Consider the following 20,822-nt stretch of genomic DNA (forward strand, 5'->3'; position numbering starts at 1 on the left):
CCCAGTCCCAATTCCCATACACCACACCCTTTCAAGCATTCCGGACCTCACACCCATGGCCGACATCAAGACATTCCACCTGCCCGACCTCGGCGAAGGCCTGCCCGACGCGACCATCGTCGAGTGGCACGTGAAGGAAGGCGACTACATCAAGCTCGACGCACCGCTGTGCTCGATGGAAACCGCCAAGGCGGTGGTCGACGTGCCGTCGCCCTACACCGGCACCGTGAAGAAGCTCTACGGCGCACCCGGCGACATCATCGAGACTGGCGCTGCGCTCGCGGACTTCGAGCCCGATCCGAACGCCAAGCAGCGCGCCGAGGCCGAAGCCACCGGCCACCACCATGGTCCGAAGAAGAGCGTGGGCAGCCCCGCGCCCGACGACAGCAACAAGGTCGTCGCGTCCGACGAAGGCGGCGAAGTGGCCCAGGCCGGCAAGTCGGCCGACCGCGAAGACGAAGGCACCGTGGTTGGCGCGATGATCAGCGGCAACCAGGTGCACGTCGAGCAGGTCAGCAGCGCCGGCGGCGTGAAAGCCGTGCCGGCCGTGCGTGCGCTCGCCAAGAAGCTGAAGGTGGACCTGGCCCGCGTGCGCCCGACCGGCGCCGACGGCGTGGTCACCATGCAGGACGTGAAAAACGCCGCCGCCAACGGTTCCGCCCCGCTCGGCGCCGCAGCGGCGCGCGCAGTGCCGGCCTCCGCCGGCCGCCACCTGGCGCCGGAACTGCCGGAGCCGGGCCCCGCCCCGTCGCGCACGGCCGTGTCGCTGTCGGGCAAGGCCGTTCGTACCGCGCCGCCGAGCGTGCAGGCCAGCGGCCAGCCGGAGCAGCTCAAGGGCGTGCGCCGGAACATGGCGCGCGTGATGGCCGAAGCCCACGCCAACGTGGTACCGACCACGCTCGTGGACGACGCCGACCTGCACGCCTGGATCGGCAAGCAGGACATCACCGCCCGCCTGATCCGCGCCCTCGTTGCCGCCTGCAAAGCGGTGCCGGCGCTCAACGCCTGGTTCGACGGCAAGAACCTGACCCGCACGCTGCACCCGCACGTGGACATCGGCATCGCCGTGGACACCGAGGATGGCCTGTTCGTGCCCGCGCTGCGCAATGCCGACGTGCTCGATGGCGCCGGCGTGCGCGCAGCCATCAAGCGCCTGCGCTCGCAGGTGGAGGATCGCTCCATCCCGGCGTCGGAACTGAGCGGCTACACCATCAGCCTGTCCAACTTCGGCATGTTCGCCGGCCGCTACGCCACGCCGGTGGTGGTGCCTCCGACCGTCGCCATCATCGGCGCCGGCAAGCTGTGCCACGACGTGGTGGCAGTGATGGGCGGCATCGAAGTGCATCGCCGCATGCCGATCAGCCTCACCTTCGACCACCGCGCCGCCACCGGCGGCGAAGCTGCACGCTTCCTCAAGGCGCTGCTCGACGATCTGGCGCAGCCGAACTGATCGGCAATCCAGGTTGCAAAGAAAGGCGCCGCGAGGCGCCTTTCTTTTTGGGCACCTGCGTTGCGCTCAACGCAACAACGCCGACCACTGCGACAAGCTCACCACCGCAGTGGCCGCGATGACCAACCCCAGGATCGTCCAGGCTTCGCTCAGGCCATTGGCCGGCGAACAGAACGCACCGGGCGAGAACATGGCTGCAGCCATGCCGGTGTAATGCATGCCGGTTACCGCCAGGCCCATCACCAGCGCCGCTCCCAGCCTGGCCAGGATGCCCGTCCAGCGCTCGCTGTCGCGCAACCAGGTCATGATCAGCAAGGCGGCCGCGCTCGCGCCGAACGCGATGCCGACGGAGATCCAGAACAGCAACGGCCGATAGGTGAGGCCGTCGCCCATGCGCATGGCATACATGCCGCCGTAGTGCATCAGGCATACGCCCGCTGCCATCAGAGCCGACGCCAACAGCCAGGAGCCGATGCGCACGCCATCGCGGATGACGTAGAAACCGATGCCGCTGACCAGCACGGCGACCAGCCACGAGCCGAGCGTGACCCAGCCGTCGAACGTGATCGGCACCGGCAGCATCAACGCGACCATGCCCATGAAGTGCATACCCCATACGCCCGTGCCGAAGGCCAGCGCCGCCGCGATGATCCACACGCCCTTGTGTTCCACCGCGCGGCGCACGCGCGAGGTCATCTCGATGCCGCAGTAGCCGGTAAGCGAGGCGATCACGAAGGAATAGGCGACCAGCAGCAGGTCGTAGTGCTTGTCCATGCGCGGGGATCCTTGCTTGGTGGAAGTGGAAGGCTCAGGCCTCGGCCCGCGGGGTGCCGTCCGCGAAGCGGAAGTACTCCACTTCGCCGGCCAGCATGCGTGCCTGATCGAGCAGTGCCTGACTGGCTCGTCGCACGCCTTGAACCTGATCGTGATGACGACGGGTGTGGTCGTCCATCCGCGTCACGGTGGTGCTCACCTGGCCGATGTCCGCGGCCTGGTGTTCGCTGGCCGCGGCGATCTCGGCCATCACATCGCTGAGCTTGCGCACGCTTCGCGCGATGCGCTGGAAATCGTCGCTGGACTGTTGCACCAGCCCCGCACCTTCGGCCACGGTGGACTGGCTTTCGCCGATCAGCCGCTTGACCTCGCGCGCAGCGGCGGCGCTGCGTTGGGCCAGCGCCCGCACCTCGCCGGCCACTACCGCGAAACCTCGGCCCTGCTCGCCGGCGCGCGCGGCTTCCACGGCGGCGTTGAGCGCGAGCAGATTGGTCTGGAAAGCGATGCCGTCGATTTCGCCGCTGATGTCGGCGATGCGGTGGCTTGACGCGTCGATCGCGGCGATCGCATGCATCATGCGTTCGATCGATTCGCCGCCGCGCTCGGCCTGTTCGCGCGCGGACGCGGCGAGCCGGTCGGCCTCGCCGGCGCTGTCGGCGGTGCGGCGCACGTGCTGGGCCATCTGCTCCATGCTCGCCGCGGTCTGGCCTAGCGAAGCGACCTGGTCCTGCATGGCCGATGCGAGTACGCCATTGCCTGAGGCCAGCTCACGGGACGCGGCATTGACTGCTTCGGCGCTGCCGCGCACGCGGCGGATGACGTTGGACAAATGCTCGTCCATCTCACGGAAGGCCGTGCGCAACTCGCCGATCTCGTCGCTGTAGAGCGTGGGGATGCGATTGTCGAGGCGGCCGCTCGCCACGGTACGCGCCAGCTCCAGGGCCGCGCGGATGCGCGCCGTCATCGTGCGCACGAATACGCCGTCGCTGATCACTGCCAACAGCAAACCGAACAGCACCACGCCGAGCGCCGCATTGCGTATCTCGCGCCCTTGCGCGAGGACTTGCGCATGGTGCGCGTCGGCCAGCTCGAGGCGTTGAGTCCAGGCGTCGCGCACGGCTTCGCCATAGGTGTGCAGCAAAGGCAGCGCCTGAGCCGCAAGATCGGCCTTCGCGGCACGGTCCCCCTTGGCCTGGACCGCAGTCAGTCGCTCTTCGAGCGCTTCGAGCGGGGCCGCGAGTGGAACGAAGGATGAGGCCGCCGGCGCTTCCTCTGCCCTGCGATCCTGGATCGGCGCGCCTGTAGCGACCGCAAGCCATCGTTCCTCGCTCGACTCCAGCCCGGCCCGCAGGCGGCCTAGCGTCGCCAGCTCCCGCACGTCCTCCCGGTACAGGCGCTCCGCGCCTTGGTTGGCCTGCTCGATGCCGTAGATGCCGACCAACCCTATCGCGATGAGAAACAGCAGCAGCAACCCCAGCCTGGCGCCCATGCGCAGCTTGATGGTGTAGCGAATCATGAGCTCCCCTACTCGTGAGTCGACGAGGAGCTATCGACCACGGCCCTGCAAGCTTGAGGAAAGCTCCACATGGCGTCGCTTAGAGTGTGATAGGCATCACGCGAATGTGCCTTTTCCCAGCGGAGAACACGCCATGCACCACAGCCGCCTCAGCACCCTGGTCATTGACTGCCAATCCGTCGATCTCAAGCAGGCCACCGATTTCTGGAGCAAAGCCCTGGGCAAGCCCGTGGTCACCTACGACTCGGAAGGCGACGGCAAGTACGCCGAACTGGCCACGCTGGCCGACGAGCCGATCATCCTGTTGCAGCGGGTGGAGCATGAAAGCCGCGTGCACCTGGACATCGAGACCGACGACATCGAAGCCGAAGCTTCACGCCTGGAACAACTCGGCGCCAAACGCCTCGAATGCGTGCGCGGACGGTGGTGGGTGATGCTGGCACCGAGCGGACATCGCTTCTGCGTAGTGAAGAAGCAGCGTGAGCAGTTCGGGCCGCATTTGAACAAGTGGGAGTGAAGTGATGGGTGGCGCTTTAGAAGCGTTCCCGCAAGCACCCGCCCCTCATCCCGCCTTCTCCCCGGAGGGGAGAAGGAGAAGTGCGGTACCGCGGCAAGCAAAAGCAAAAACAAGAGCGAGCGAAGCGACGCATCCGTGATGCTCTTGATCTGCCGGGTTCCCTTCGCGGCGGTGAGGGCTGGACGATCAGGCCGCCGAAGGCGGGCGGGGACAGGACGTCCCCGCCTTTTCGATCAGGGCATGGATGCCCTGTCGAAAAGCCCGGCCAGCCCTCAACGCACCCGGAGCAGCATAGGCTGCGGAGGGCGCCGCGCAGGGGGCCCTCTCTTTTTGGTTAGGCGGTGTCAATCTAGAAGTGCATCATCGATGGCCTGAGCGAGGTCATCGTGCCCCATGGCACGCATGAACATCTCCGCCGGACAGTGGTAGCCCAAGGTGGCTCGGGGCCGAAGGTTCATCTCCTGAGCGATGGCATCCAGCGCTCGCTGGCTATGCACGGACAGATCGGTGCCTTTAGGGAGGTACTGCCGCAGCAGGCCGTTGGTGTTTTCGCAGATGCCCCGCTGCCAGGGGCTGCGCGGATCGGCGAAATAAATGCTCAAGCCGGTACGTTCGGACAAGGTCTTGTACAGCGCCATTTCCTTGCCCTGGTCATAGGTCAGTGTCTGGCGAAGCTCCGGCGGCACGCCCTGGAAGGCGCGACTGAAGCCCTCCAGCGCCTCCTGGGCCGAACACCCCTTCATCTTGACCAGCTTCAGGAACAAAGTGCGTCGATCCACCAGCACCCCCACCGACGATCGGTTACGCGCCCCCTTGAGGAAGTCGCCTTCCCAATGGCCTGGTAACAGGCGCTCGTTGGCCTCCGGCGGGCGGTCATGAATACTCGGCAGATCCTGCATGCGGCCGCGCCGGTTCGCCCCTTGGCCACGCGGACGGCGTGCGCACTTGTGTTGGCGCAGCAAGGCCACCAGCTCACGCCGCAGTTCGCCACGCGGCATGGCATAAATCGCGGTGTAGATCGTCTCATGGGACACGTGTTTGGCCGGCTCGTCAGGATGCTGCCGGCGCAGTGTGCGGCTCACTTCTTGCGGTGACCAGCGGCGCGCTAACAGCTGGCGCACCAGGGGCCACAAGACCCCATCACGATGTAGCTTGCGCCGTCGGCGTGCCTTGCGCGCGAGCCGTCGAGCCCGCGCACCGGCACGGCGGGCGTCATAGCCAAGTGTCGGACGACCCATGCGCGGACGCTCCGCCGGTTCGCGGTGCCCATTACGCGCCAATTCCCGGGAAATCGTGCTAGCCGAACGGCCTAGCAGCCGTGCCAGCTGCCGAGCGCTCTCGCCGCGTGCCTTGCCCACCATGATCGCGCCCCGTTCTTCGGCGCTCAGATGGCTGTAATGCTGTCCCATGCATCACCGTGTCGTGGGGGTGGTGCACTTGATGTTAGAGACCGCCTTACTTTTTCTCTGGGCAAGCAGAGAAAAAGTAACTCGCTCTCCGGCAGGAGAGCGAAACCCTCGCCCCGCAAGGGGCGAGACAAGACTGGCGACACACGCGACAACCGAGCCATGTCGCCCCTAGATTCCGGCTACGCCAGAATGACGGCCAAATAAGAGGCCGAGGCGCCCCCCAGCATCCACTGGAGCCAGCGAAGTAACAATGGCAAGCACCCACCAGCGGTAAACACGAAGCGCTCAGCGAGCGCCCCCGCGCCCCCACACCAGCGCCCGCACCCCAAGCGCCACCACCAACACCACCACACACGCCCCATACCCATAAAGCGCCGGCAACACCTGCTGCCAGATCGCCCCGCTGGAAGGCCCGTACTCCCCCACCGAAGGCACCACCGCCGCCTCATAACCCATCACAGCGGCCTGCGCGGCCGCCGCGGCGGCGAGCGCCAAAGCAATGAGGTCAAAGGCGCGGCGCCCCTTCGTACGCGGCAGGCTCTTCGGGTAAGCCCAGTACGCCCACGCCAGAATCAACAGCCACGGCGCCAGTAGCAGAATCGCGAGATAACGCATCGGTCAGGTCACTCCAGGAAACGGTTCCGCGCCTCCGCACGACCCGCCGCGCTCACTCCTGCGAGGAGAGCTGGTCGAGCGCTTCGCGCAGGCGCGCCAAGGCTTCGTCGCGGGCCTGTTCGTCGGCGTACTCGGGCGTGCTGCCGACGAGCTCGCCGTCCAGTTCCAGCTGCAACGCATGCGGCTGCACCTGCAGCACGGCGGACGTCGCGCCAGAACCTTTCAACCGCTTCTGATACGCGCCAGCCGCCTTCGGATCCGCGAACGGCTTGGACAGCAGCAGCTCTTCGCCCTCGGCGGAGAACAGGCGGAAACGGAAGCTACCATCGGCCTCGCGGAAACTGGCGAAGCGCGGCAATTTGCCCGCCCGACCCTCGGCCTTGCCCACCGCCGGCGCGGGTGCCGCGGCCACCATGGTGCCCGAGCGCAAGCCGATCGCATCGCGCAGCACGGCGATCTTCGGCGCGGCGATGGCGCGGGCCTTGCGCGCGCCTTCGCGCAGGATCGCTTCGATGCGCTCCGGCTTCGACATCAGCTCGTCGTAACGCTCGCGCATCGGGGCGACGTCAGCCTCGATCCGTTCGAACAGCACCTGCTTCGCCTCGCCCCAGCCGATACCGTCCAGCAGCGCCTGGCGGAATGCGCTGGCTTCCGCCTCAGTGGCAAAGGCGCGAAAAATGGTGAACAGCGAAGAGCTGTCCGGATCCTTCGGCTCACCCGGCAGGCGCGAGTCGGTGACGATGCGCATGATGCTGTCGCGCAGGTGCTTCTTGCCGCCGGAGAACAGCGGGATGGTGTTGTCGTAGCTCTTGGACATCTTGCGGCCGTCCAGGCCCGGCAAGGTGGCGACCTGCTCCTCGATCACTACTTCCGGCAGCACGAAGTATTCCTTGCCGTAGATGTGATTGAAGCGCTGCCCGATATCGCGCGCCATCTCGATGTGCTGGATCTGGTCGCGGCCCACCGGCACCTTGTGCGCGTCGAAGGCCAGGATGTCGGCTGCCATCAGCACCGGGTACATGTACAGGCCGGCGGTGACGCCCGCATCGGCGTCCTCGCCCGCCTCGGTGTTCTTGTCCACCGCCGCCTTGTAGGCATGCGCGCGATTGAGCAGACCCTTGGCGGTGACGCAGGTGAGGAACCACGTCAGCTCGGGAATCTCCGGGATATCGGACTGGCGATAGAACGTCACCCGGTCCGGATCCAGCCCCGCGGCCAGCCACGTCGCGGCAATCTCCAGGCGCGAACGCTCGATACGCGCCGGATCGTCGCTCTTGATCAGCGCGTGGTAGTCGGCCATGAAATAGAAGGCGTCCACCTCCGGACGGAGGCTGGCAGCCACGGCGGGGCGGATCGCGCCGACGTAGTTGCCCAGGTGCGGCGTGCCGGTGGTGGTGATGCCAGTCAGTACACGGGTTCGCATGTCGTTTCTGCTTGTTGTCGTTATGGCGTGTCGGGGCGTCAGCGGATCAGCGTGGATTTGCCGAACAGCGATTCCACCAGGTCCACCGCGAGCTTGGCGGTCTGGTTGCGCTTGTCGAAGGCCGGATTGAGTTCCACGATGTCCAGCGAGGCGAGACGGCCGGTGTCGGCGATCATCTCCATGCACAGCTGCGCCTCGCGGTAGTTCGGGCCGCCACGCACGGTGGTGCCCACGCCCGGCGCAATGGTCGGATCGAGGAAATCCACGTCGAAGCTGACGTGCAGGTGCGTGTCGGCGTCCACACCTTCCAGCGCCGTCTCCATCACGCGCTTCATACCGGACTCGTCGATCTGGCGCATGTCGAAGATGCTCACCTGGGCCTCGCGTACCAGACGCTTTTCGCCCTCGTCGACCGAGCGGATGCCGATCTGGCGGAACACGTCCGGCGAGGTTGCCGGCTTGCTGCCACCGAGCGTGGTGAGTTCTTCCGGACCCATGCCGCACAGGCAAGCCACTGGCATGCCGTGAATGTTGCCGGAGGGCGTGATCTGCGCGGTATTGAAATCGGCATGCGCGTCCAGCCACAGCACGCGTAGCTGCTTGCCGTTCTCGCGGCAGTGGCGCGCAACGGCGGTAATGGAGCCGATCGCGAGGCAATGATCGCCGCCCAGCATCACCGGCAGGCGACCCGCGCCCAGTTCGGCATACACCGCCTCGTACACGGCGCGATTCCACTCCACCACGGCGGGCAGATGGCGATAGCCGTCGTGCGGCGGCTGCCACGGGTTCATCGGACCCTGCAGATTGCCGCGGTCGGCGACATCCAGCCCGCGTGCGGCCAGCCGCGCCACGAGATTGGCCACGCGCAGGGCCTCCGGCCCCATCGAGGCGCCGCGATGTCCGGCGCCGATATCGGTAGGTACACCGATCAGGGATACAGCCTGATTACCCATGCTTCCTCGGTCGTTGCGATGTCAGGGATGAGAGGCGCCTTCGCGCACCAGCGGCAGCTGCTCGCGACGCCAGGCGTCGACGCTGCCGTCGAGCAGGCGCACGTGGCTGTAGCCTTGCGCCGCCAGCAGTGCCTGGGCGCGCGCAGCGCGGCGCCCGGACGCGCAATACACCACGATCTCCCGTTCGCGCGGCACGCCCAGCGCGGTGTAGCGCTCGGCCAGATGTTCCACGGGAATGTTCAGCGCGCCGGCGATGTGGCCATCGCGGTACTCGTCGGCGCGGCGCACGTCCAGCAGCAGCGGCGCCTGTCCCGCCTGCTGCAGGCGCAGCAGCTCGGGGCGCGTCAGCGGTGCCTCCTGCGCCGGTGCGGCACCGGCCAACGCGAGCAGGAAGCAAACGGCCGCACGACGGAACCACGTCCGTCCGGCGTGGACGGAAAGCTGGGCGGGAATGGGGCGGTGGGATGGCATCTCGTCGGGCAATACGCTGAGAAACGGGAAGAATGTCGCCGGCTCGCCGGCGATATCGCCCAAGTCTACAAGATCGCTCCCTAGCGGTTTGCTGGCGGCACGCCGCCGCCTGACTCAATCCGCCCCAGCGGCGTTCAGTGCGAAGGTGCCGCGTACGCCCAGGTCCCCGCCATGCCGGGCCAGCCACCGGTCGGCCGCCTCCCACCCCAGATCGTGAAGGGCCCGCAGCTGGTTGCTGCGTGTGTCCGCGGCGGAATGCCCCAGCGCGGCCAGTCCCTCTTCCGGCGCCACCACGTGCAGGCGCAGGTCGCGCAGCTTGCGCTCGGCGGCGCTGGGCCACAGATGGTGCGCCGCCCGCCCGCGTGCCGCGGCGAGATCGCGCAGTTCGCGCGCGAAGGCGGCGCCGAAGGAAAACTCCGCCGAGAGCATGAGCGCCTCGCGCGCCGTACGGGGCATCGCCTGGCGCTGGAGCGGTTGCAGCAGGATGCACAGCACCTCGTCGCCGCCCGCGTAGAGCAACGGTTCCAGCGCGGGATTGCCGGCGAAGCCGCCGTCCCAATAGGTCTCGCCGTCGATCTCGGTGGGCGGAAACCACGGCGGAAGGCTTGCCGAGGCCAGCAGGGCGTCATGGCTGAGGCGCGCGCCGGAGAACACCGCCAGCGCGCCGTCCCGCATGCGGGTGGCAGCGACATGCAAGGCCACCGGGCCGTGGCGCAGCGTTTCTTCGTCGAAGAACTCCTCGACCAGCGAGCGCAGAGGATTGATGCCGCCTTGGCTCGGCGGCGCCACCGCCGGCCAGGGCAAGGCATCGGCGAACGGCAGCGAATGCGCTCGCCACCAGTCGGCCACGGCATTGCGTCCAGCCAGCGTGGTCCAGAACGCCTCCAGCGACGCCCGCGCGGCAGGCGCGCCGCCGTGCGCCCAGCCCTGCGCGAGCGCCGCGGCGTTCATGCCGCCGCTGCTGGTGCCGCTGATCGACTCCACGGCAAGGCCCGGCAGCTCGAGCAAACGGTCCAGGGCTCCCCAGGTGAAGGCGCCGTGCGCACCGCCTCCCTGCAGCGCCAGCTTTACCGAGATCATGGCCGGATCCGTTTGTTGCGTCGCATCATCCGATCTTCGGAGGGCCGTCCGGAAGCGTCAAGTGGCTATGCTTCTACAACCCGTCCACTTTGAGCCGGAAACAGGCGCGCCCCGCTTCCTTGGCCTCGTAGAGGGCTTCGTCCGCTTTCTGCAGCAAGGCGTCCAGCGACGCCGGATCGCGGCACAACGCGGCGCCCACGCTCAGCGTCACGTTCAGGCGCGCGGCATCCAGCGCGACCGACGGCGCCATCGACGCGACGACTTTCGCGGCAAGTCCTTCGGCGGCATACGTGGCGTCCACGTCGTCGCACAGGATCACGAACTCGTCGCCGCCCAGGCGCGCCACCAGGTCGGATTTGCGTACGGACGACTTCAATCGTCGCGCCACTTCGCGCAGCACCGCGTCGCCGGCGGCGTGGCCGTGGCCGTCGTTGATCTCCTTGAAATAATCCACGTCGATCAGCATCAGCAGCATGGGCGTGCGCGTGATCGCGGCCCGCTCGAACGCGGCCTGGGCGCATTCGGTGAAATAGCGCCGGTTGGCCAGATTGGTCAGCGGATCGTAATGCGCGAGGAAAGCGAGCTTCTGCTCGGCCAGCTTGATCCGCGTGACGTCGGTGGTCAGCGCATAGAAGCCGATGCTCTCGCCGGTGACGGACAGCGCCGGCATGTACGTGGTCTGCAGATAGAAATACCGGCCGTCGCGCTCCAGTTCGTATTCGAACGTGGTTTCGCGCCCTTGCAGCGCGGTCGCGATGTGCGGCTTGAGCATGCCGTAGAGCAGCGCGCCGCGCACGTCGCGCACGGTGCGGCCGACCATGGCGGCGGGATCCTGCCCGGTGATCTCCCGCGCGTAGCCGTTGACGAAGATGTAGCGCTCGTCCGCGCCGACGTGGGCGATCAGCGCGGGCACCTTGTCGGTGATGCTGCGCAGGCGCGCTTCGCTGTCGGCCAGCGCCTGCTCGGCCACGATGCTTTCGGTAATGTCGCGGCCCGTATAGATCAACTCCATGTCGCCCGGCCGTTCGGGGCTGGGCATCACCCGCACCAGCGCTTCGATCCAGATGTAATAGCCCTTCTTGTGGCGCAGACGGTATCGCGTCAGCGATATCCTGCTCTCCGCCCAGAGTTGCTCCACCGCGGCAGCCACGCGCTCGCGGTCGTCCGGATGGATCAGGTCCTGCCGCGCCTGCACGAATTCGGCCACGTCCCAGCCGAGTAGATCCTTGATGGACGGCGAGACGTAGCGCCGCGTGCCATCGCGCGCGATGCGCATCACCAGGTCGCTGGCGTAGTCGGCCAGTAGGCGATAGCGCAGCTCGCTGTCGCGCACGCGCCGCGCGAGCCGCCGGCGATCGGCCTGGCCAAGCGCGACCGGCACGGCCACCAGGCACACCACGCCCAGGAATACCTGGCCCAGCACCGCGCGCTCCACCGGACCGGCGCCAGGGATCAGTTCCAACGGCCCCCGGCCCAGCCCCATGGCGATGTTGGTGATCAATGTCACCAGCGCCACGCCGATCACCAGGCCGGGAAAACGATGCCGCATCACCACGTACAGCAGCGGCGCGAAGATCACGAACAGCAGGGGATAGCGCGATTGCGCGAAGACCGCGCCGGTGGTCGCGCCGAGCAGGAGCAGATCGCGCAGCAGTGCCAGGCGGTAGCCCGGGTGGCCGAGCATGCGGGAGCGCTGGATCAGCAGCACCAGCGTGAGCGTGGCCACGATCACCATGCCCAGCAGGTGCGCGCGGAACCACCAGTCGTAGGTTTCCCAGAACGAGGTATTGGCCGTGGCGTAGAAAACGAAAGCCGCCAACCCCGCGGAGACCATCACGGCAATCACCGTGGACATCATGGCGACCTGTCCCAGGCGCAGGAACGGCGTATCGTCCTGGACGCTCGGGAAACGCTGGCGCACGCCCCGCGCGACGATCATCACCTCCACGCCGTTGACCAGACCCAGCAGCACGCCGGCGAACCAGGGATCGCCCAGCAATATCTTGCCGGTGAAGTAGCCTGCGAACGCCGCTGCCAGATACGACGGCCAGCGCTCGCTCGGCACGCGCAGCAGCGCACCGACCACCACGCCATTGGCGATCCACATGGTGACGTTGCTGCCGCTGGGGCGCGTGAGCAGGAGCGAATACGCCGTGGACGCGAGCACGGCGGCGAACAGCGCCGAGACCTCGGCCCCGCGCGTCCAGCGCAAGTTCGTTCGTGACGGGTCCGGCAACGGCATCACGGCTCCTCGAAAAAGAGGTTTGCCAACTTCCCTGCGCTGCTTATAGCCAGCGCACGCCAAAAAAAATGTCGACTGCTTTTCGTTGCCGCACCGGCGGCCTGCGCGCCTACCATGCCCCAGATACGCGACATCCCGCCAGAGGGCGGGATGTCGGAGGGCGCACCTGCGCAGGAAAAATGGTGCCGACAGTCTGACTCGAACAGACGACCTACCGCTTACAAGCGCGTTGGTGACGTTTCGTTGCGTCCCATTGAATTTGCATCAACCCTACGTTGAACCTAGTATTTGCAAGGCCTCGCGCCCCAACAATGCGACTTAAGGCAACAGACCGAAATTGAACGAGACGGCCACTTTTGTTGCCTAGGGTTGCCTATATCCATGACCAAAACAGCCACCCGCACAAGCCTCACACAACGCACTATCGATTCAATCAAGCCCACCGAAAAGCAGATCGACTATGCCGATAGCGTGGTCCGCGGACTGGCCTTGCGCGTATCGCCAGGCGGAGCGATGACTTGGGTGCTCATCAAGCGCCTGCCCGATGTTGGCGTGCGCCGCATTCGTTTGGGGCGCTACGTGCGCGGCGGCGAGCATTCCGCAGCTCCCTACCAGCCCGAGGACGGTTTCCCCTCCGGCAACCGGGCGTTGAGCCTGAAGCACGCACGCGAGGAAGCGACGCGTGTGCTGGCTCTCGTCAACGCTGGCCGGAGCCCGGCCAAGGAACGGATCCTGGCGGCCACCAAGCGAGCCAAGGAGGCTAGCCGCGGTACGTTCCGGGACCTCCTGCAGGACTATGTCGCCTGGCGTAAGGAAGGGACCGAGAAACGGGCGCCAGCCAGCGCCCGGCAGACCGATGAGTGGGTCAGGCTTATCGATCGCTTGGACAAGCTATCGCCAGGTATGCTCGACCTGAAAGCCGGCGAGATCGAACCGGCCCACATCGTTGCCCTGCTCCGCCCAGTGTTCCATTCGGGCATCCCCCGCCCGGCCAAGGGCAGAGGCAGCAAGGGGCGGCGGAGCACCGGAGGCGCCCAGGGTGGCGCCGACAAGCTGCAGACGTTCCTGCGCGCCGCTTTTGCCTACGGCCTGTCCTCTGAGCACTCCGTCGCCAGACGGGCAGTCCGCACGTATGGGCTTGTCCACAATCCGGTCGCGCCAATCCCTCGGGAAGCGAAGTCGACCCCAGTCACCCGGGTGCTTTCTGCGGACGAACTGCGGCAGTTCTGGAACACGATTGGGCTAGCGCCCAACGTAGGGGAAGTCATGGCCCGCCTGCTCCGCTTCACGATCGCCAGCGGCGGCCAACGTACCCATCAACTAGCCCGCGAGCCGTGGGCCTCGTACGACCTGGAGAACAAAGTCATTTCTCTTGTCGACAGGAAGGGCCGCGGCGGCCAACCCCGCGTGCATCTGGTCCCAATGACCAGCCGCATGGTGAAGATCCTCAAAGAGCTGCAGCCGTTGACGGGCAAACATGCCTACCCATGGTCTACCAATGAACGTACTCACATCGATATCGCGTCGCCCGCTGGCGCGGTGAGGTACTGGCTCGGGTCAGAACACGCGATGCTCTATGGGAGGCGGATTGCGCCGTTCACCCCGCGCGATCTGCGTCGCACCTGCGCACAAATGATGCAGGCGGCCGGCGTCCCTGACATCTCCGCGGACCGGCTGCAGAGCCATGGCATCACCGGCGTGACCGGACTGCATTACCGAAACGCGGCGGCGCTCTACCTGCCGGAGAAGCTGGCCGCGTTAAAGGCGTTCGACAAGGCGCTCGCAAAAGCGCTCCGCAACTCGGATGCGACCCAATGACCGAGAACCGCCCGGAACCCGCATAGCAGAGCCATCGGCCAATTGATTTTTGTCTTCAATGCACTGTTTTTGTTGATGATTTACCATCGAGAGCGTTGACAATTCGGCATCATAAGCTACGATGTGATCGTCTTCGCTCGCTCTCCGGAAGGCGTTTACAAGGTTCCCCTGCAAAAAGCGTTGGCCAATCGATGGCCACCCGAGCGAAGGGAAACGCAGATAAGGATCCTTGTTCCCGCCCTCTGAATCCCCACTAGGCCGTGGGATTCAGGGGCGTGCATCTCCTCCGGCTATCGGCCACCTCTTAATCCAGGTGTCCCATGACCGATTCCATTTCCCAGATCGAGCAGTCTCACGACCGCGTCGTCCCCTATTCGTCGCTGAAAACCGAGTACGGGGTGCCCTACACCCGCGTGCACCTTCTTCGGCTAGAGAAAGCGGGCAAGTTTCCAAAACGGTTCCGAGTCGGTGGCCGGAAGGTGGCTTGGTTTGCGCGCGAGCTTCGCGCGTGGCTCGAAGAGCGCTCCGCTTCTCGCACGGAGAATGGGGCATGAAGGCCGCCGCTCGCGCGCTCCCTGCCAATGTCCCCATTCGGATCCGGGACCAAGAAACCATTTCCGAAGTGAAAGGGCTGATCAACGACCGCATTGAAGGTCGACTGCCGGAAGATCCCGGCATTGAAATTAGCCTTCTGTCGAACTCGGATTCGGATGCTCCTGAAGACTTGGCGCCCGCACTCCCCGGTGAGCGGATATTTCAAGTCGACCTGTACGTCGATGGTGGACACGTTCGCTTCATCGTAAGCACGCTCGGCCGCCCCGGTAGCGAACTGATCGGCTACACGTCGGATGAGCTGCGGAAGGGAGAAACGCAACTGCGCAAAGTCATCGCGACCGCACGCCGAGAGGGCCGCGTCTCAGCGGACTCGCTCGGCGTGCTGTGGGATTACGAAGCCATGCTAGGCGCCCCCGCGGATTCTCCGGAGCGCTGGCAGCCCATTTCCCCTACGGATGAGATCATCGCGCATGCCATCTTTTGGCCGGAGGGCGGCAAGTGATGTCGACTCCCCAGGAACTGGCGGCCCAGGGCTTCAATGTCTTTCCATTGCGCCCCAACTCCAAACTGCCGGCCATATCGAACTGGCAGACGAGGGCCTCACGCGATGCCGCGCAAATTGAGCGCTGGCTTGCCGCACATCCAGGCGCCAACTGGGGCATTGCGACTGGCCGGTTTGGCGAGGGTGACGCGCTGGTTGTCGTAGACATCGACAATAAGGGCGGCAAGAGCGGCGACGCCGCGCTGCTGGGGCTCGAACTGGAGGGGTGCGAGTTTCCCTCCACTCTAGAAAGCAGCACGCCGTCGGGTGGTCGGCACCTGATCTACCGCGCTCCCGTGCCGGTCAAGCAAGGCGTGGACACGCTAGGCCCGGGGCTCGATATACGCAGTGCTGGCGGCTTCATCGTAGCCCCCGGCAGCATGATCGACGGCAAGTCGTATTCGGCCAACGAAGCCGAAACGCCTACGCCTGCGCCTCAATGGCTGATCGACCGGTGCGGCGCGCCACGTCCGAAGGCCGTCGACCGTACACCCCTGCCCGGCATTGACCCGCAGCGGGCGCGCGCTCGTGCGATCGAGTACCTCGCCCACCAGGCGCCGGAAGCCATCGAAGGCGCAGGTGGGGATGCCACCACTTTCCGTGTGGCAGCGAAACTGAAGGATCTGGGCATTGTCGATCCAGCGGACGCTTGCGCCCTGATGCTTGAGCATTGGCACGATGGGTGCGGCTGGGCGCCGGACGACCTCGCCGTAAAGGTCAATAATGCTTACCTATACGGCACCAACCCTGCTGGATCGGATGCACCAGAGGCCCAGTTTCAGCCTGTCGAGACACCAGCCGCAGAAGCCAAGGCCCGGTACACACTGGAGACCATCGACGCGCTCCTAAGCAAACCGATCCCACCATGGCTCGTGCGCGGCATTCTGCCCAAGACTGGTCTTGGGGTGATCTACGGCCAGCCACGCTCCGGCAAGACCTTCCTCGTGCTCGATATAGCCATGGCAGTGGCCAAGGGAGAGCCGTGGGCCGGGAAACGGGTTACGCAGGGGAACGTGCTCTACATCGGCCTGGAGGGCCAGGTACGCACTCGCATCGATGCTTACAAGCGGCACCACGGCGGTGACTATTCCGGCTTCCGCGCAATCACAGGCGCAGGGCTGAGCGTGCTCGACTCGCGGGACATCAAAGATCTAATAGACGTCCTTCGTACCGAGAGCTTCTCGCCGTCACTTATCGTGATCGACACGCTCAATCGCGCCATGCCAGCCGGCGACGAAAATTCATCCGTCGATATGGGCGCCGCGATCGCTCAAGCCGGCCGGCTATCGCGCGCCTTCGGGTGCCTTGTCCTCTATATACACCACGCGTCCAAGGACCTAACCAAGGGTGCACGCGGTCACTCATCGCTACTCGGCGCCACCGACGCGGAGCTGCTCGTTACCGCGGAAGCTTCGGGCGCCCGTCGACTGAAGATCACAAAGGCAAAGGATGCAGAGGATGGGCTGGAGTTCGGCTTTAACCTCTCCGTGGTGGATCTAGGCCCGGCGCCCGATGCTCCAGATGAGCGAATCACCTCGTGTGTCGTGACTGACCTCGCGTCTTGCGCACCCGCTCGCGGAGGTAAGACGCTCAACTGGACGCCCGATCGCACGCTCGTGCGCAACGCATTTGTTACCGCGCTAGCTTCGGCTAGCGGGGCGGACTTCGACGCGCCAGCCCAGTGCACCACGGCGCAATGGCGGGCCGCTTTCTTCGAGCAGAACCCGCTGGGCGATGATCTTCGCGGTGCCGAGGCAAAGGCTGCGGCAAAGGTGCGGCAAAAGAAGTTCGAGCGGGGGAAAGACTGGCTGGTATCGGAACGTATCGTGCGTCAGTTCGAGGGGAAGGATCTGTACGAAGCTCCATCTTGAAGCGCGGCCCTAGTCCAACAAGCGCCCCTTCTTGGTGGTCATTGCCGCAAAGTCAAAAGTACCGTGCTTGTAGCCGGTAGACGAAGTGCCCAGGTTTACGCCGCCGTACAAGCGGACCTGCCACGCAGATACTTGTGAATCATCGGCGGCCACAAACCCCCTGTATGCCAGCGCCCCACCGGCAAGACTATTACTCACCATGCTTGCCACGTGGCGGAGATGCTCGAACATGACGTCAAAGCGCCGTTGTCCCAGCGCATCGATAGCCAGGCCTTTCGCTTCATGCTCCGGGCCGAGCACCGTACCAAAGTGGTGATACAGAAGGCCGCGGCCAACGTAGGCCGCATATTGGATTAACTGCGATCCTCGAAAAAAGGTGGCGTGGGCATCCTCCGTGGATACGGGCGAGTACACCTCAAAGCCTTTGGCCATTTCACGCATCAATCGCGCGTTTTTCTGGATGCGCCGCCGTGCATCATCGAACAGGCGATTGGCAGCGGCGTGATTGCCGGCAATGGGGAGCACGGCAACCAAATAGGTTTCGAGATCCGATTTCTTGTTATTGCAAGAAAGACAGGCCGGTACTTGCGGCAAATCTCCCCGCAGTTCTTCAGGGAAAAAAGCACGTGCCACGACGTGATCGCCAGTGGACGACGACCCTCCACAGTAAACACATGTTTTGCCCTTGAACTTCTTTCCCATGACCGCGCCCCCTGTTTCCTCAGGGAAAGCATTCCATCGATTGGCGACAAAGGCGACAACTAAGCGACATGTCGCCTCTGTCTCCAAGCCATAGGGAAGGCGACACAGGCGACACCCCCCTTATAAGGGTGTCGCCTTGTCGCCATGGGGTCATCCTCTGGTTTGCACCAACTGGTCTTTCTCCCAAGCCTCCAGCTTGTCGAGTGGATACAGCACTCGCTTGCCGAACTTCTGGTACGGCGGACCCTTGCGCCTATTGCGCCAGCCTTCCAACGTTTTGACCTTCAGCCGCAGGCGGGCGGCGACTTCTTCAGGGGTGAGGTGCATAACCGCCCCCATGGTCTACGCCTCCGCACACGCCGCGATGAAGTCCGCATGCTGCTCCGGCCTTAGCTGTCGGAGGCTGTCGACGCCGAACCGCTCGAGCAAAGCGACAGGGACGCCCACGTTGGATATCCCATGTTTGGCCTGCAGGGCAGACATAGCCCGGCGCACGTCATCGGGCACGGGATGCTCTGGCAGGCGGATCGCCGGATGAGGGCTCTCCGTGGCGCAATCCTTTTTCGAATCTGCCGCGCCCTGTAAGGCAACTGCTCTGAGTGTGTCGAGAATCCGTTCGCCGTCTTCGATGCTGTCGACTTCGATCTGAAGAATAAACATGGCCTTCCCTCCTGTTGGTGGCAGATGCCACAGCGCGCATCCTGCGTCGCCAAAAAAAACCAGTCAAATCAATTATTTATGTTGATAAAACCACATCACCCCAATCGATTAGGGGGCGCAGTGATGCCAAAACCTCATCGCCGCCCCGGCGAAAGCGCGGCGGAGTTGGCTTTCCGGGAGTCGGTGATGTCGAAGGGGGTGTTGTCGCTTTGTCAGCACCGCGGTTTAGCCCAAAGAAAAACATAAACAGCAACTAAACGCAGAGCCTCCTTCGCCCGTTTGCTGCCAGCTACTCCAGCCCACCGCTCGCGCGCACGCGCGAGGAACTGGTCCGGCCGCAGCCGCCTTCAAGCCCCCATCTACTGCTATGTATGCAGTAGGTCTTACCTCTTTCAGTCGGTCGAAATTCAGCAATTACATGAGACAATTCAATCGCTTATCGACTATGACATCGCCCCGCAAGACAACACTAGGCAACATTGGCGCACAACTCAGGACATCGAATGTTCAAACGGAGCCCGTCCGCCGCCGTAGTTACGCAGGTACAGAGCCAGCACGAGGCCGCCAAAGCCCGGCTGGAGGCCGCCCGCACGACGTACGCCGTCACGGTCCAGGAGCTGACCCAGGAAGGCGCAGTCGATCTTCAGGCCATCGCCAAGGCGCGCGCCAAGGTCGATGCCGCAGAGGCCGAGGAACGCGCCGCTCGCGACGCGCTGGGCACCGTGCAGGCCCGCCAATCGGCAGCGGAAGCCGAAGCCGCACGTAAAGCGACTGAAGCCCGCTACGACGAGGCCATCCGCGCCGCAAAGGCCCGCGCCGAGACTTCGCGGACCATCGCTCGCCTCCTTGGCGAATTGGCCGCGGCCTACGAACAGATGAACGCTCAGACCGCGACCATCGCTCGCGCTCTCCCCGACGCCAAAGATGCTGACGGCGCGGTTCTGCGCCAGCCACAAGTCGACGGCCTGCTGAGGCTGGAGATGTACCGCATTGGCTTGCCAGGCTTCATAGGGATGCAGCCGCGGCACGAAGTTGCGCCGATCGACGACCGATTTGCAGAGACTGCCGGCCTGCTCCTGAGCTGGAAGCAGTGGACTTTGGGGGCGATGCATGGATGAGAATGCCGCTGCATCGACTACGGCCGAGGCGCTTGGCGTTCCGAGCGCCCCAGCCAGCACTCCCGAGGCCGAAACCAAGGCCGCCCTGCCCCTGGCCCAAACGGATCCCGTGGCCGACGCCATGGAAGCATCGTTCTGGGACGAAAGCGCTCACCCCGGACGCTACAGCTTCGATCAGCCGCCGCCCGGCGTTCAGCACAGCCCCCAGCAAGAACTGCAGGTTCGCCAGCTGTTCGCAGAAGAAAGGTTGCCGCCCGAGATCGGCCGGCACATCACTACCCTGTGGAATCGCGCCCTGCTGAATCCCCCCTCTCATGAAAGCAATCTGGCCGCGATGCAGCAGGTCACCGCAGATATCTCCCGTCACGATCCAGTGCGCGGTGCCGAAACCATTCGCTTGGCACAAGCGGAGATCCAAGCGATTGCCAAGCGCAATCCCGCGATCCTCGACATGCTCGAACAGAGCGGTCTAGGTAACGATCGTTGGCTTATCGAGCACTTGGCCAATCGAGCGCGTGCCCGCGCTAACCGCGGCAAATAATGGCTCGTCAGCTCAACCCGCAGCAGCGTCGATTCATCGCCGCTTACCAAACGGGCATCACGGCTACGCAAGCAGCCATCGAAGCCGGCTACTCCGCTAAGTCCGCCAAGTACATCGCGCACAAACTGCTGCACGAGAACCCGCTCGTCCGCGAGGAACTCGATCGCATCAGCGGTAAGTGGGCTGACGAAGCGGAATACAACCTTCAGCGCTTTATGCAGGACTTGGCTAGAGCCGAAGCGCACGCAGTGCGCACCAATAACGCCAACGCCTTGGTCAAAGTCATCGAGCTAAGAGGCAAGGCGGCCAATCTGCTGCGCGAAAAGGTGGACATCACCGTCGAGCGCGTCGACGTAAACGGCGCTCTGGCAGAGGCAAAAGCGCGGCTGTTGCGACCTATGTGCGACTCGGCGCCAGCCATAGAAGGCGAGTTTGTTGCGCTGCCTGGCGTTGAGCGTGGTCGCTCAGTTGATAACGAATCAGTTGAACCGCCCTCCAGCATTTACGGCCAGCGGCTTTTCGAGCACTGACGGCAATGGGGCCCCTCCTTTCGCCGCGACCGGGGG

The 20,822-nt window shown here is 64.9% G+C and carries 21 protein-coding genes; 9 read left to right on the forward strand and 12 right to left on the reverse strand.

Going from position 1 to position 20,822, the window contains the following annotated elements; all coding sequences use genetic code 11:
* The first annotated feature begins 55 nt into the window (after positions 1 to 55).
* On the forward strand, positions 56 to 1,450 hold the full coding sequence (locus RKE25_RS19695; RefSeq protein WP_311839780.1) for a dihydrolipoamide acetyltransferase family protein: 1,395 nt from the start codon (positions 56 to 58) through the stop codon (positions 1,448 to 1,450).
* Between the two features lie 66 nt (positions 1,451 to 1,516).
* On the opposite strand, the gene RKE25_RS19700 is transcribed toward RKE25_RS19695, so the two are convergent.
* On the reverse strand, positions 1,517 to 2,224 hold the full coding sequence (locus RKE25_RS19700) for an MHYT domain-containing protein (RefSeq protein ID WP_311839781.1): 708 nt from the start codon (positions 2,222 to 2,224) through the stop codon (positions 1,517 to 1,519).
* Between the two features lie 34 nt (positions 2,225 to 2,258).
* Positions 2,259 to 3,740 carry a methyl-accepting chemotaxis protein gene (locus RKE25_RS19705; protein WP_311839782.1) on the reverse strand — a complete coding sequence of 494 codons (1,482 nt, stop codon included), beginning with the start codon at positions 3,738 to 3,740 and terminating at the stop codon, positions 2,259 to 2,261.
* Between the two features lie 133 nt (positions 3,741 to 3,873).
* On the opposite strand from RKE25_RS19705, the gene RKE25_RS19710 reads away from it, so the two are divergent.
* Entirely contained in the window at positions 3,874 to 4,257 is a 384-nt protein-coding gene (locus tag RKE25_RS19710; RefSeq protein ID WP_311839783.1) for a VOC family protein, read from the forward strand.
* A gap of 344 nt (positions 4,258 to 4,601) precedes the next feature.
* On the opposite strand, the gene RKE25_RS19715 is transcribed toward RKE25_RS19710, so the two are convergent.
* The 7 genes from RKE25_RS19715 to RKE25_RS19745 all read right to left on the reverse strand — a co-directional run bounded on the left by RKE25_RS19715 (position 4,602) and on the right by RKE25_RS19745 (position 12,450).
* The gene (locus RKE25_RS19715) at positions 4,602 to 5,666 is read right to left on the reverse strand and encodes an IS30 family transposase (RefSeq protein WP_311838249.1); all 1,065 of its coding nucleotides are present in this window, start codon (positions 5,664 to 5,666) and stop codon (positions 4,602 to 4,604) included.
* Between the two features lie 285 nt (positions 5,667 to 5,951).
* Positions 5,952 to 6,281 carry a hypothetical protein gene (locus tag RKE25_RS19720; protein ID WP_311839784.1) on the reverse strand — a complete coding sequence of 110 codons (330 nt, stop codon included), beginning with the start codon at positions 6,279 to 6,281 and terminating at the stop codon, positions 5,952 to 5,954.
* 52 nt (positions 6,282 to 6,333) lie between these two features.
* Positions 6,334 to 7,704, reverse strand: a complete 1,371-nt coding sequence (locus tag RKE25_RS19725; RefSeq protein ID WP_311839785.1) for a tryptophan--tRNA ligase — start codon at positions 7,702 to 7,704, stop codon at positions 6,334 to 6,336.
* A 38-nt stretch (positions 7,705 to 7,742) separates the two neighbouring features.
* Entirely contained in the window at positions 7,743 to 8,657 is a 915-nt protein-coding gene (gene rocF, locus RKE25_RS19730) for an arginase (RefSeq protein ID WP_311839786.1), read from the reverse strand.
* A 21-nt stretch (positions 8,658 to 8,678) separates the two neighbouring features.
* On the reverse strand, positions 8,679 to 9,191 hold the full coding sequence (locus RKE25_RS19735) for a rhodanese-like domain-containing protein (RefSeq protein WP_311839787.1): 513 nt from the start codon (positions 9,189 to 9,191) through the stop codon (positions 8,679 to 8,681).
* 51 nt (positions 9,192 to 9,242) lie between these two features.
* Positions 9,243 to 10,208, reverse strand: coding sequence for a patatin-like phospholipase family protein (locus RKE25_RS19740; RefSeq protein WP_311839788.1), 966 nt, complete (start codon positions 10,206 to 10,208; stop codon positions 9,243 to 9,245).
* 73 nt (positions 10,209 to 10,281) lie between these two features.
* Positions 10,282 to 12,450 carry a diguanylate cyclase gene (locus tag RKE25_RS19745; RefSeq protein ID WP_311839789.1) on the reverse strand — a complete coding sequence of 723 codons (2,169 nt, stop codon included), beginning with the start codon at positions 12,448 to 12,450 and terminating at the stop codon, positions 10,282 to 10,284.
* A gap of 381 nt (positions 12,451 to 12,831) precedes the next feature.
* Between RKE25_RS19745 and RKE25_RS19750 the strand changes: the two genes are divergently transcribed.
* From RKE25_RS19750 to RKE25_RS19765, 4 genes are all read left to right on the forward strand, one after another.
* The gene (locus RKE25_RS19750; protein ID WP_311839790.1) at positions 12,832 to 14,268 is read left to right on the forward strand and encodes an integrase family protein; all 1,437 of its coding nucleotides are present in this window, start codon (positions 12,832 to 12,834) and stop codon (positions 14,266 to 14,268) included.
* Positions 14,269 to 14,588: 320 nt separating this feature from the next.
* The gene (locus RKE25_RS19755; RefSeq protein WP_311839791.1) at positions 14,589 to 14,822 is read left to right on the forward strand and encodes an AlpA family phage regulatory protein; all 234 of its coding nucleotides are present in this window, start codon (positions 14,589 to 14,591) and stop codon (positions 14,820 to 14,822) included.
* Entirely contained in the window at positions 14,819 to 15,325 is a 507-nt protein-coding gene (locus tag RKE25_RS19760; RefSeq protein ID WP_311839792.1) for a hypothetical protein, read from the forward strand. Before RKE25_RS19755 ends, RKE25_RS19760 begins: the two co-directional genes overlap by 4 nt.
* Positions 15,325 to 17,235 carry an AAA family ATPase gene (locus RKE25_RS19765; protein ID WP_311839793.1) on the forward strand — a complete coding sequence of 637 codons (1,911 nt, stop codon included), beginning with the start codon at positions 15,325 to 15,327 and terminating at the stop codon, positions 17,233 to 17,235. Before RKE25_RS19760 ends, RKE25_RS19765 begins: the two co-directional genes overlap by 1 nt.
* A gap of 9 nt (positions 17,236 to 17,244) precedes the next feature.
* On the opposite strand, the gene RKE25_RS19770 is transcribed toward RKE25_RS19765, so the two are convergent.
* From RKE25_RS19770 to RKE25_RS19780, 3 genes are all read right to left on the reverse strand, one after another.
* Positions 17,245 to 17,937, reverse strand: a complete 693-nt coding sequence (locus tag RKE25_RS19770; RefSeq protein WP_311839794.1) for a hypothetical protein — start codon at positions 17,935 to 17,937, stop codon at positions 17,245 to 17,247.
* 150 nt (positions 17,938 to 18,087) lie between these two features.
* Positions 18,088 to 18,264 carry a helix-turn-helix domain-containing protein gene (locus RKE25_RS19775; protein ID WP_311839795.1) on the reverse strand — a complete coding sequence of 59 codons (177 nt, stop codon included), beginning with the start codon at positions 18,262 to 18,264 and terminating at the stop codon, positions 18,088 to 18,090.
* Positions 18,265 to 18,279: 15 nt separating this feature from the next.
* On the reverse strand, positions 18,280 to 18,597 hold the full coding sequence (locus RKE25_RS19780) for a hypothetical protein (RefSeq protein ID WP_311839796.1): 318 nt from the start codon (positions 18,595 to 18,597) through the stop codon (positions 18,280 to 18,282).
* Positions 18,598 to 19,100: 503 nt separating this feature from the next.
* On the opposite strand from RKE25_RS19780, the gene RKE25_RS19785 reads away from it, so the two are divergent.
* The 3 genes from RKE25_RS19785 to RKE25_RS19795 are packed head-to-tail and all read left to right on the forward strand — an operon-like array spanning position 19,101 to position 20,786.
* On the forward strand, positions 19,101 to 19,715 hold the full coding sequence (locus RKE25_RS19785) for a hypothetical protein (protein ID WP_311839797.1): 615 nt from the start codon (positions 19,101 to 19,103) through the stop codon (positions 19,713 to 19,715).
* Positions 19,708 to 20,256 (forward strand): hypothetical protein, encoded by a 549-nt coding sequence (locus tag RKE25_RS19790; protein WP_311839798.1) that lies wholly within the window; start codon positions 19,708 to 19,710, stop codon positions 20,254 to 20,256. Before RKE25_RS19785 ends, RKE25_RS19790 begins: the two co-directional genes overlap by 8 nt.
* The gene (locus RKE25_RS19795; RefSeq protein WP_311839799.1) at positions 20,256 to 20,786 is read left to right on the forward strand and encodes a terminase small subunit; all 531 of its coding nucleotides are present in this window, start codon (positions 20,256 to 20,258) and stop codon (positions 20,784 to 20,786) included. Before RKE25_RS19790 ends, RKE25_RS19795 begins: the two co-directional genes overlap by 1 nt.
* Positions 20,787 to 20,822 lie beyond the last annotated feature (36 nt).

It is taken from the genome of Dyella sp. BiH032 (assembly GCF_031954525.1).
Classification (GTDB): domain Bacteria; phylum Pseudomonadota; class Gammaproteobacteria; order Xanthomonadales; family Rhodanobacteraceae; genus Dyella_D.

Excerpts from the sequence above, each read along its gene's own strand:
- RKE25_RS19695 (WP_311839780.1), top strand. The coding sequence starts at position 56 with ATGGCCGACATCAAGACATTCCACCTGCCCGACCTCGGCGAAGGCCTG.
- RKE25_RS19700 (WP_311839781.1), bottom strand. The coding sequence starts at position 2,224 with ATGGACAAGCACTACGACCTGCTGCTGGTCGCCTATTCCTTCGTGATC.
- RKE25_RS19705 (WP_311839782.1), bottom strand. The coding sequence starts at position 3,740 with ATGATTCGCTACACCATCAAGCTGCGCATGGGCGCCAGGCTGGGGTTG.
- RKE25_RS19710 (WP_311839783.1), top strand. The coding sequence starts at position 3,874 with ATGCACCACAGCCGCCTCAGCACCCTGGTCATTGACTGCCAATCCGTC.
- RKE25_RS19715 (WP_311838249.1), bottom strand. The coding sequence starts at position 5,666 with ATGGGACAGCATTACAGCCATCTGAGCGCCGAAGAACGGGGCGCGATC.
- RKE25_RS19720 (WP_311839784.1), bottom strand. The coding sequence starts at position 6,281 with ATGCGTTATCTCGCGATTCTGCTACTGGCGCCGTGGCTGTTGATTCTG.
- RKE25_RS19725 (WP_311839785.1), bottom strand. The coding sequence starts at position 7,704 with ATGCGAACCCGTGTACTGACTGGCATCACCACCACCGGCACGCCGCAC.
- rocF (WP_311839786.1), bottom strand. The coding sequence starts at position 8,657 with ATGGGTAATCAGGCTGTATCCCTGATCGGTGTACCTACCGATATCGGC.
- RKE25_RS19740 (WP_311839788.1), bottom strand. The coding sequence starts at position 10,208 with ATGATCTCGGTAAAGCTGGCGCTGCAGGGAGGCGGTGCGCACGGCGCC.
- RKE25_RS19745 (WP_311839789.1), bottom strand. The coding sequence starts at position 12,450 with ATGCCGTTGCCGGACCCGTCACGAACGAACTTGCGCTGGACGCGCGGG.
- RKE25_RS19750 (WP_311839790.1), top strand. The coding sequence starts at position 12,832 with ATGACCAAAACAGCCACCCGCACAAGCCTCACACAACGCACTATCGAT.
- RKE25_RS19755 (WP_311839791.1), top strand. The coding sequence starts at position 14,589 with ATGACCGATTCCATTTCCCAGATCGAGCAGTCTCACGACCGCGTCGTC.
- RKE25_RS19760 (WP_311839792.1), top strand. The coding sequence starts at position 14,819 with ATGAAGGCCGCCGCTCGCGCGCTCCCTGCCAATGTCCCCATTCGGATC.
- RKE25_RS19765 (WP_311839793.1), top strand. The coding sequence starts at position 15,325 with ATGTCGACTCCCCAGGAACTGGCGGCCCAGGGCTTCAATGTCTTTCCA.
- RKE25_RS19770 (WP_311839794.1), bottom strand. The coding sequence starts at position 17,937 with ATGGGAAAGAAGTTCAAGGGCAAAACATGTGTTTACTGTGGAGGGTCG.
- RKE25_RS19775 (WP_311839795.1), bottom strand. The coding sequence starts at position 18,264 with ATGCACCTCACCCCTGAAGAAGTCGCCGCCCGCCTGCGGCTGAAGGTC.
- RKE25_RS19780 (WP_311839796.1), bottom strand. The coding sequence starts at position 18,597 with ATGTTTATTCTTCAGATCGAAGTCGACAGCATCGAAGACGGCGAACGG.
- RKE25_RS19785 (WP_311839797.1), top strand. The coding sequence starts at position 19,101 with ATGTTCAAACGGAGCCCGTCCGCCGCCGTAGTTACGCAGGTACAGAGC.
- RKE25_RS19790 (WP_311839798.1), top strand. The coding sequence starts at position 19,708 with ATGGATGAGAATGCCGCTGCATCGACTACGGCCGAGGCGCTTGGCGTT.
- RKE25_RS19795 (WP_311839799.1), top strand. The coding sequence starts at position 20,256 with ATGGCTCGTCAGCTCAACCCGCAGCAGCGTCGATTCATCGCCGCTTAC.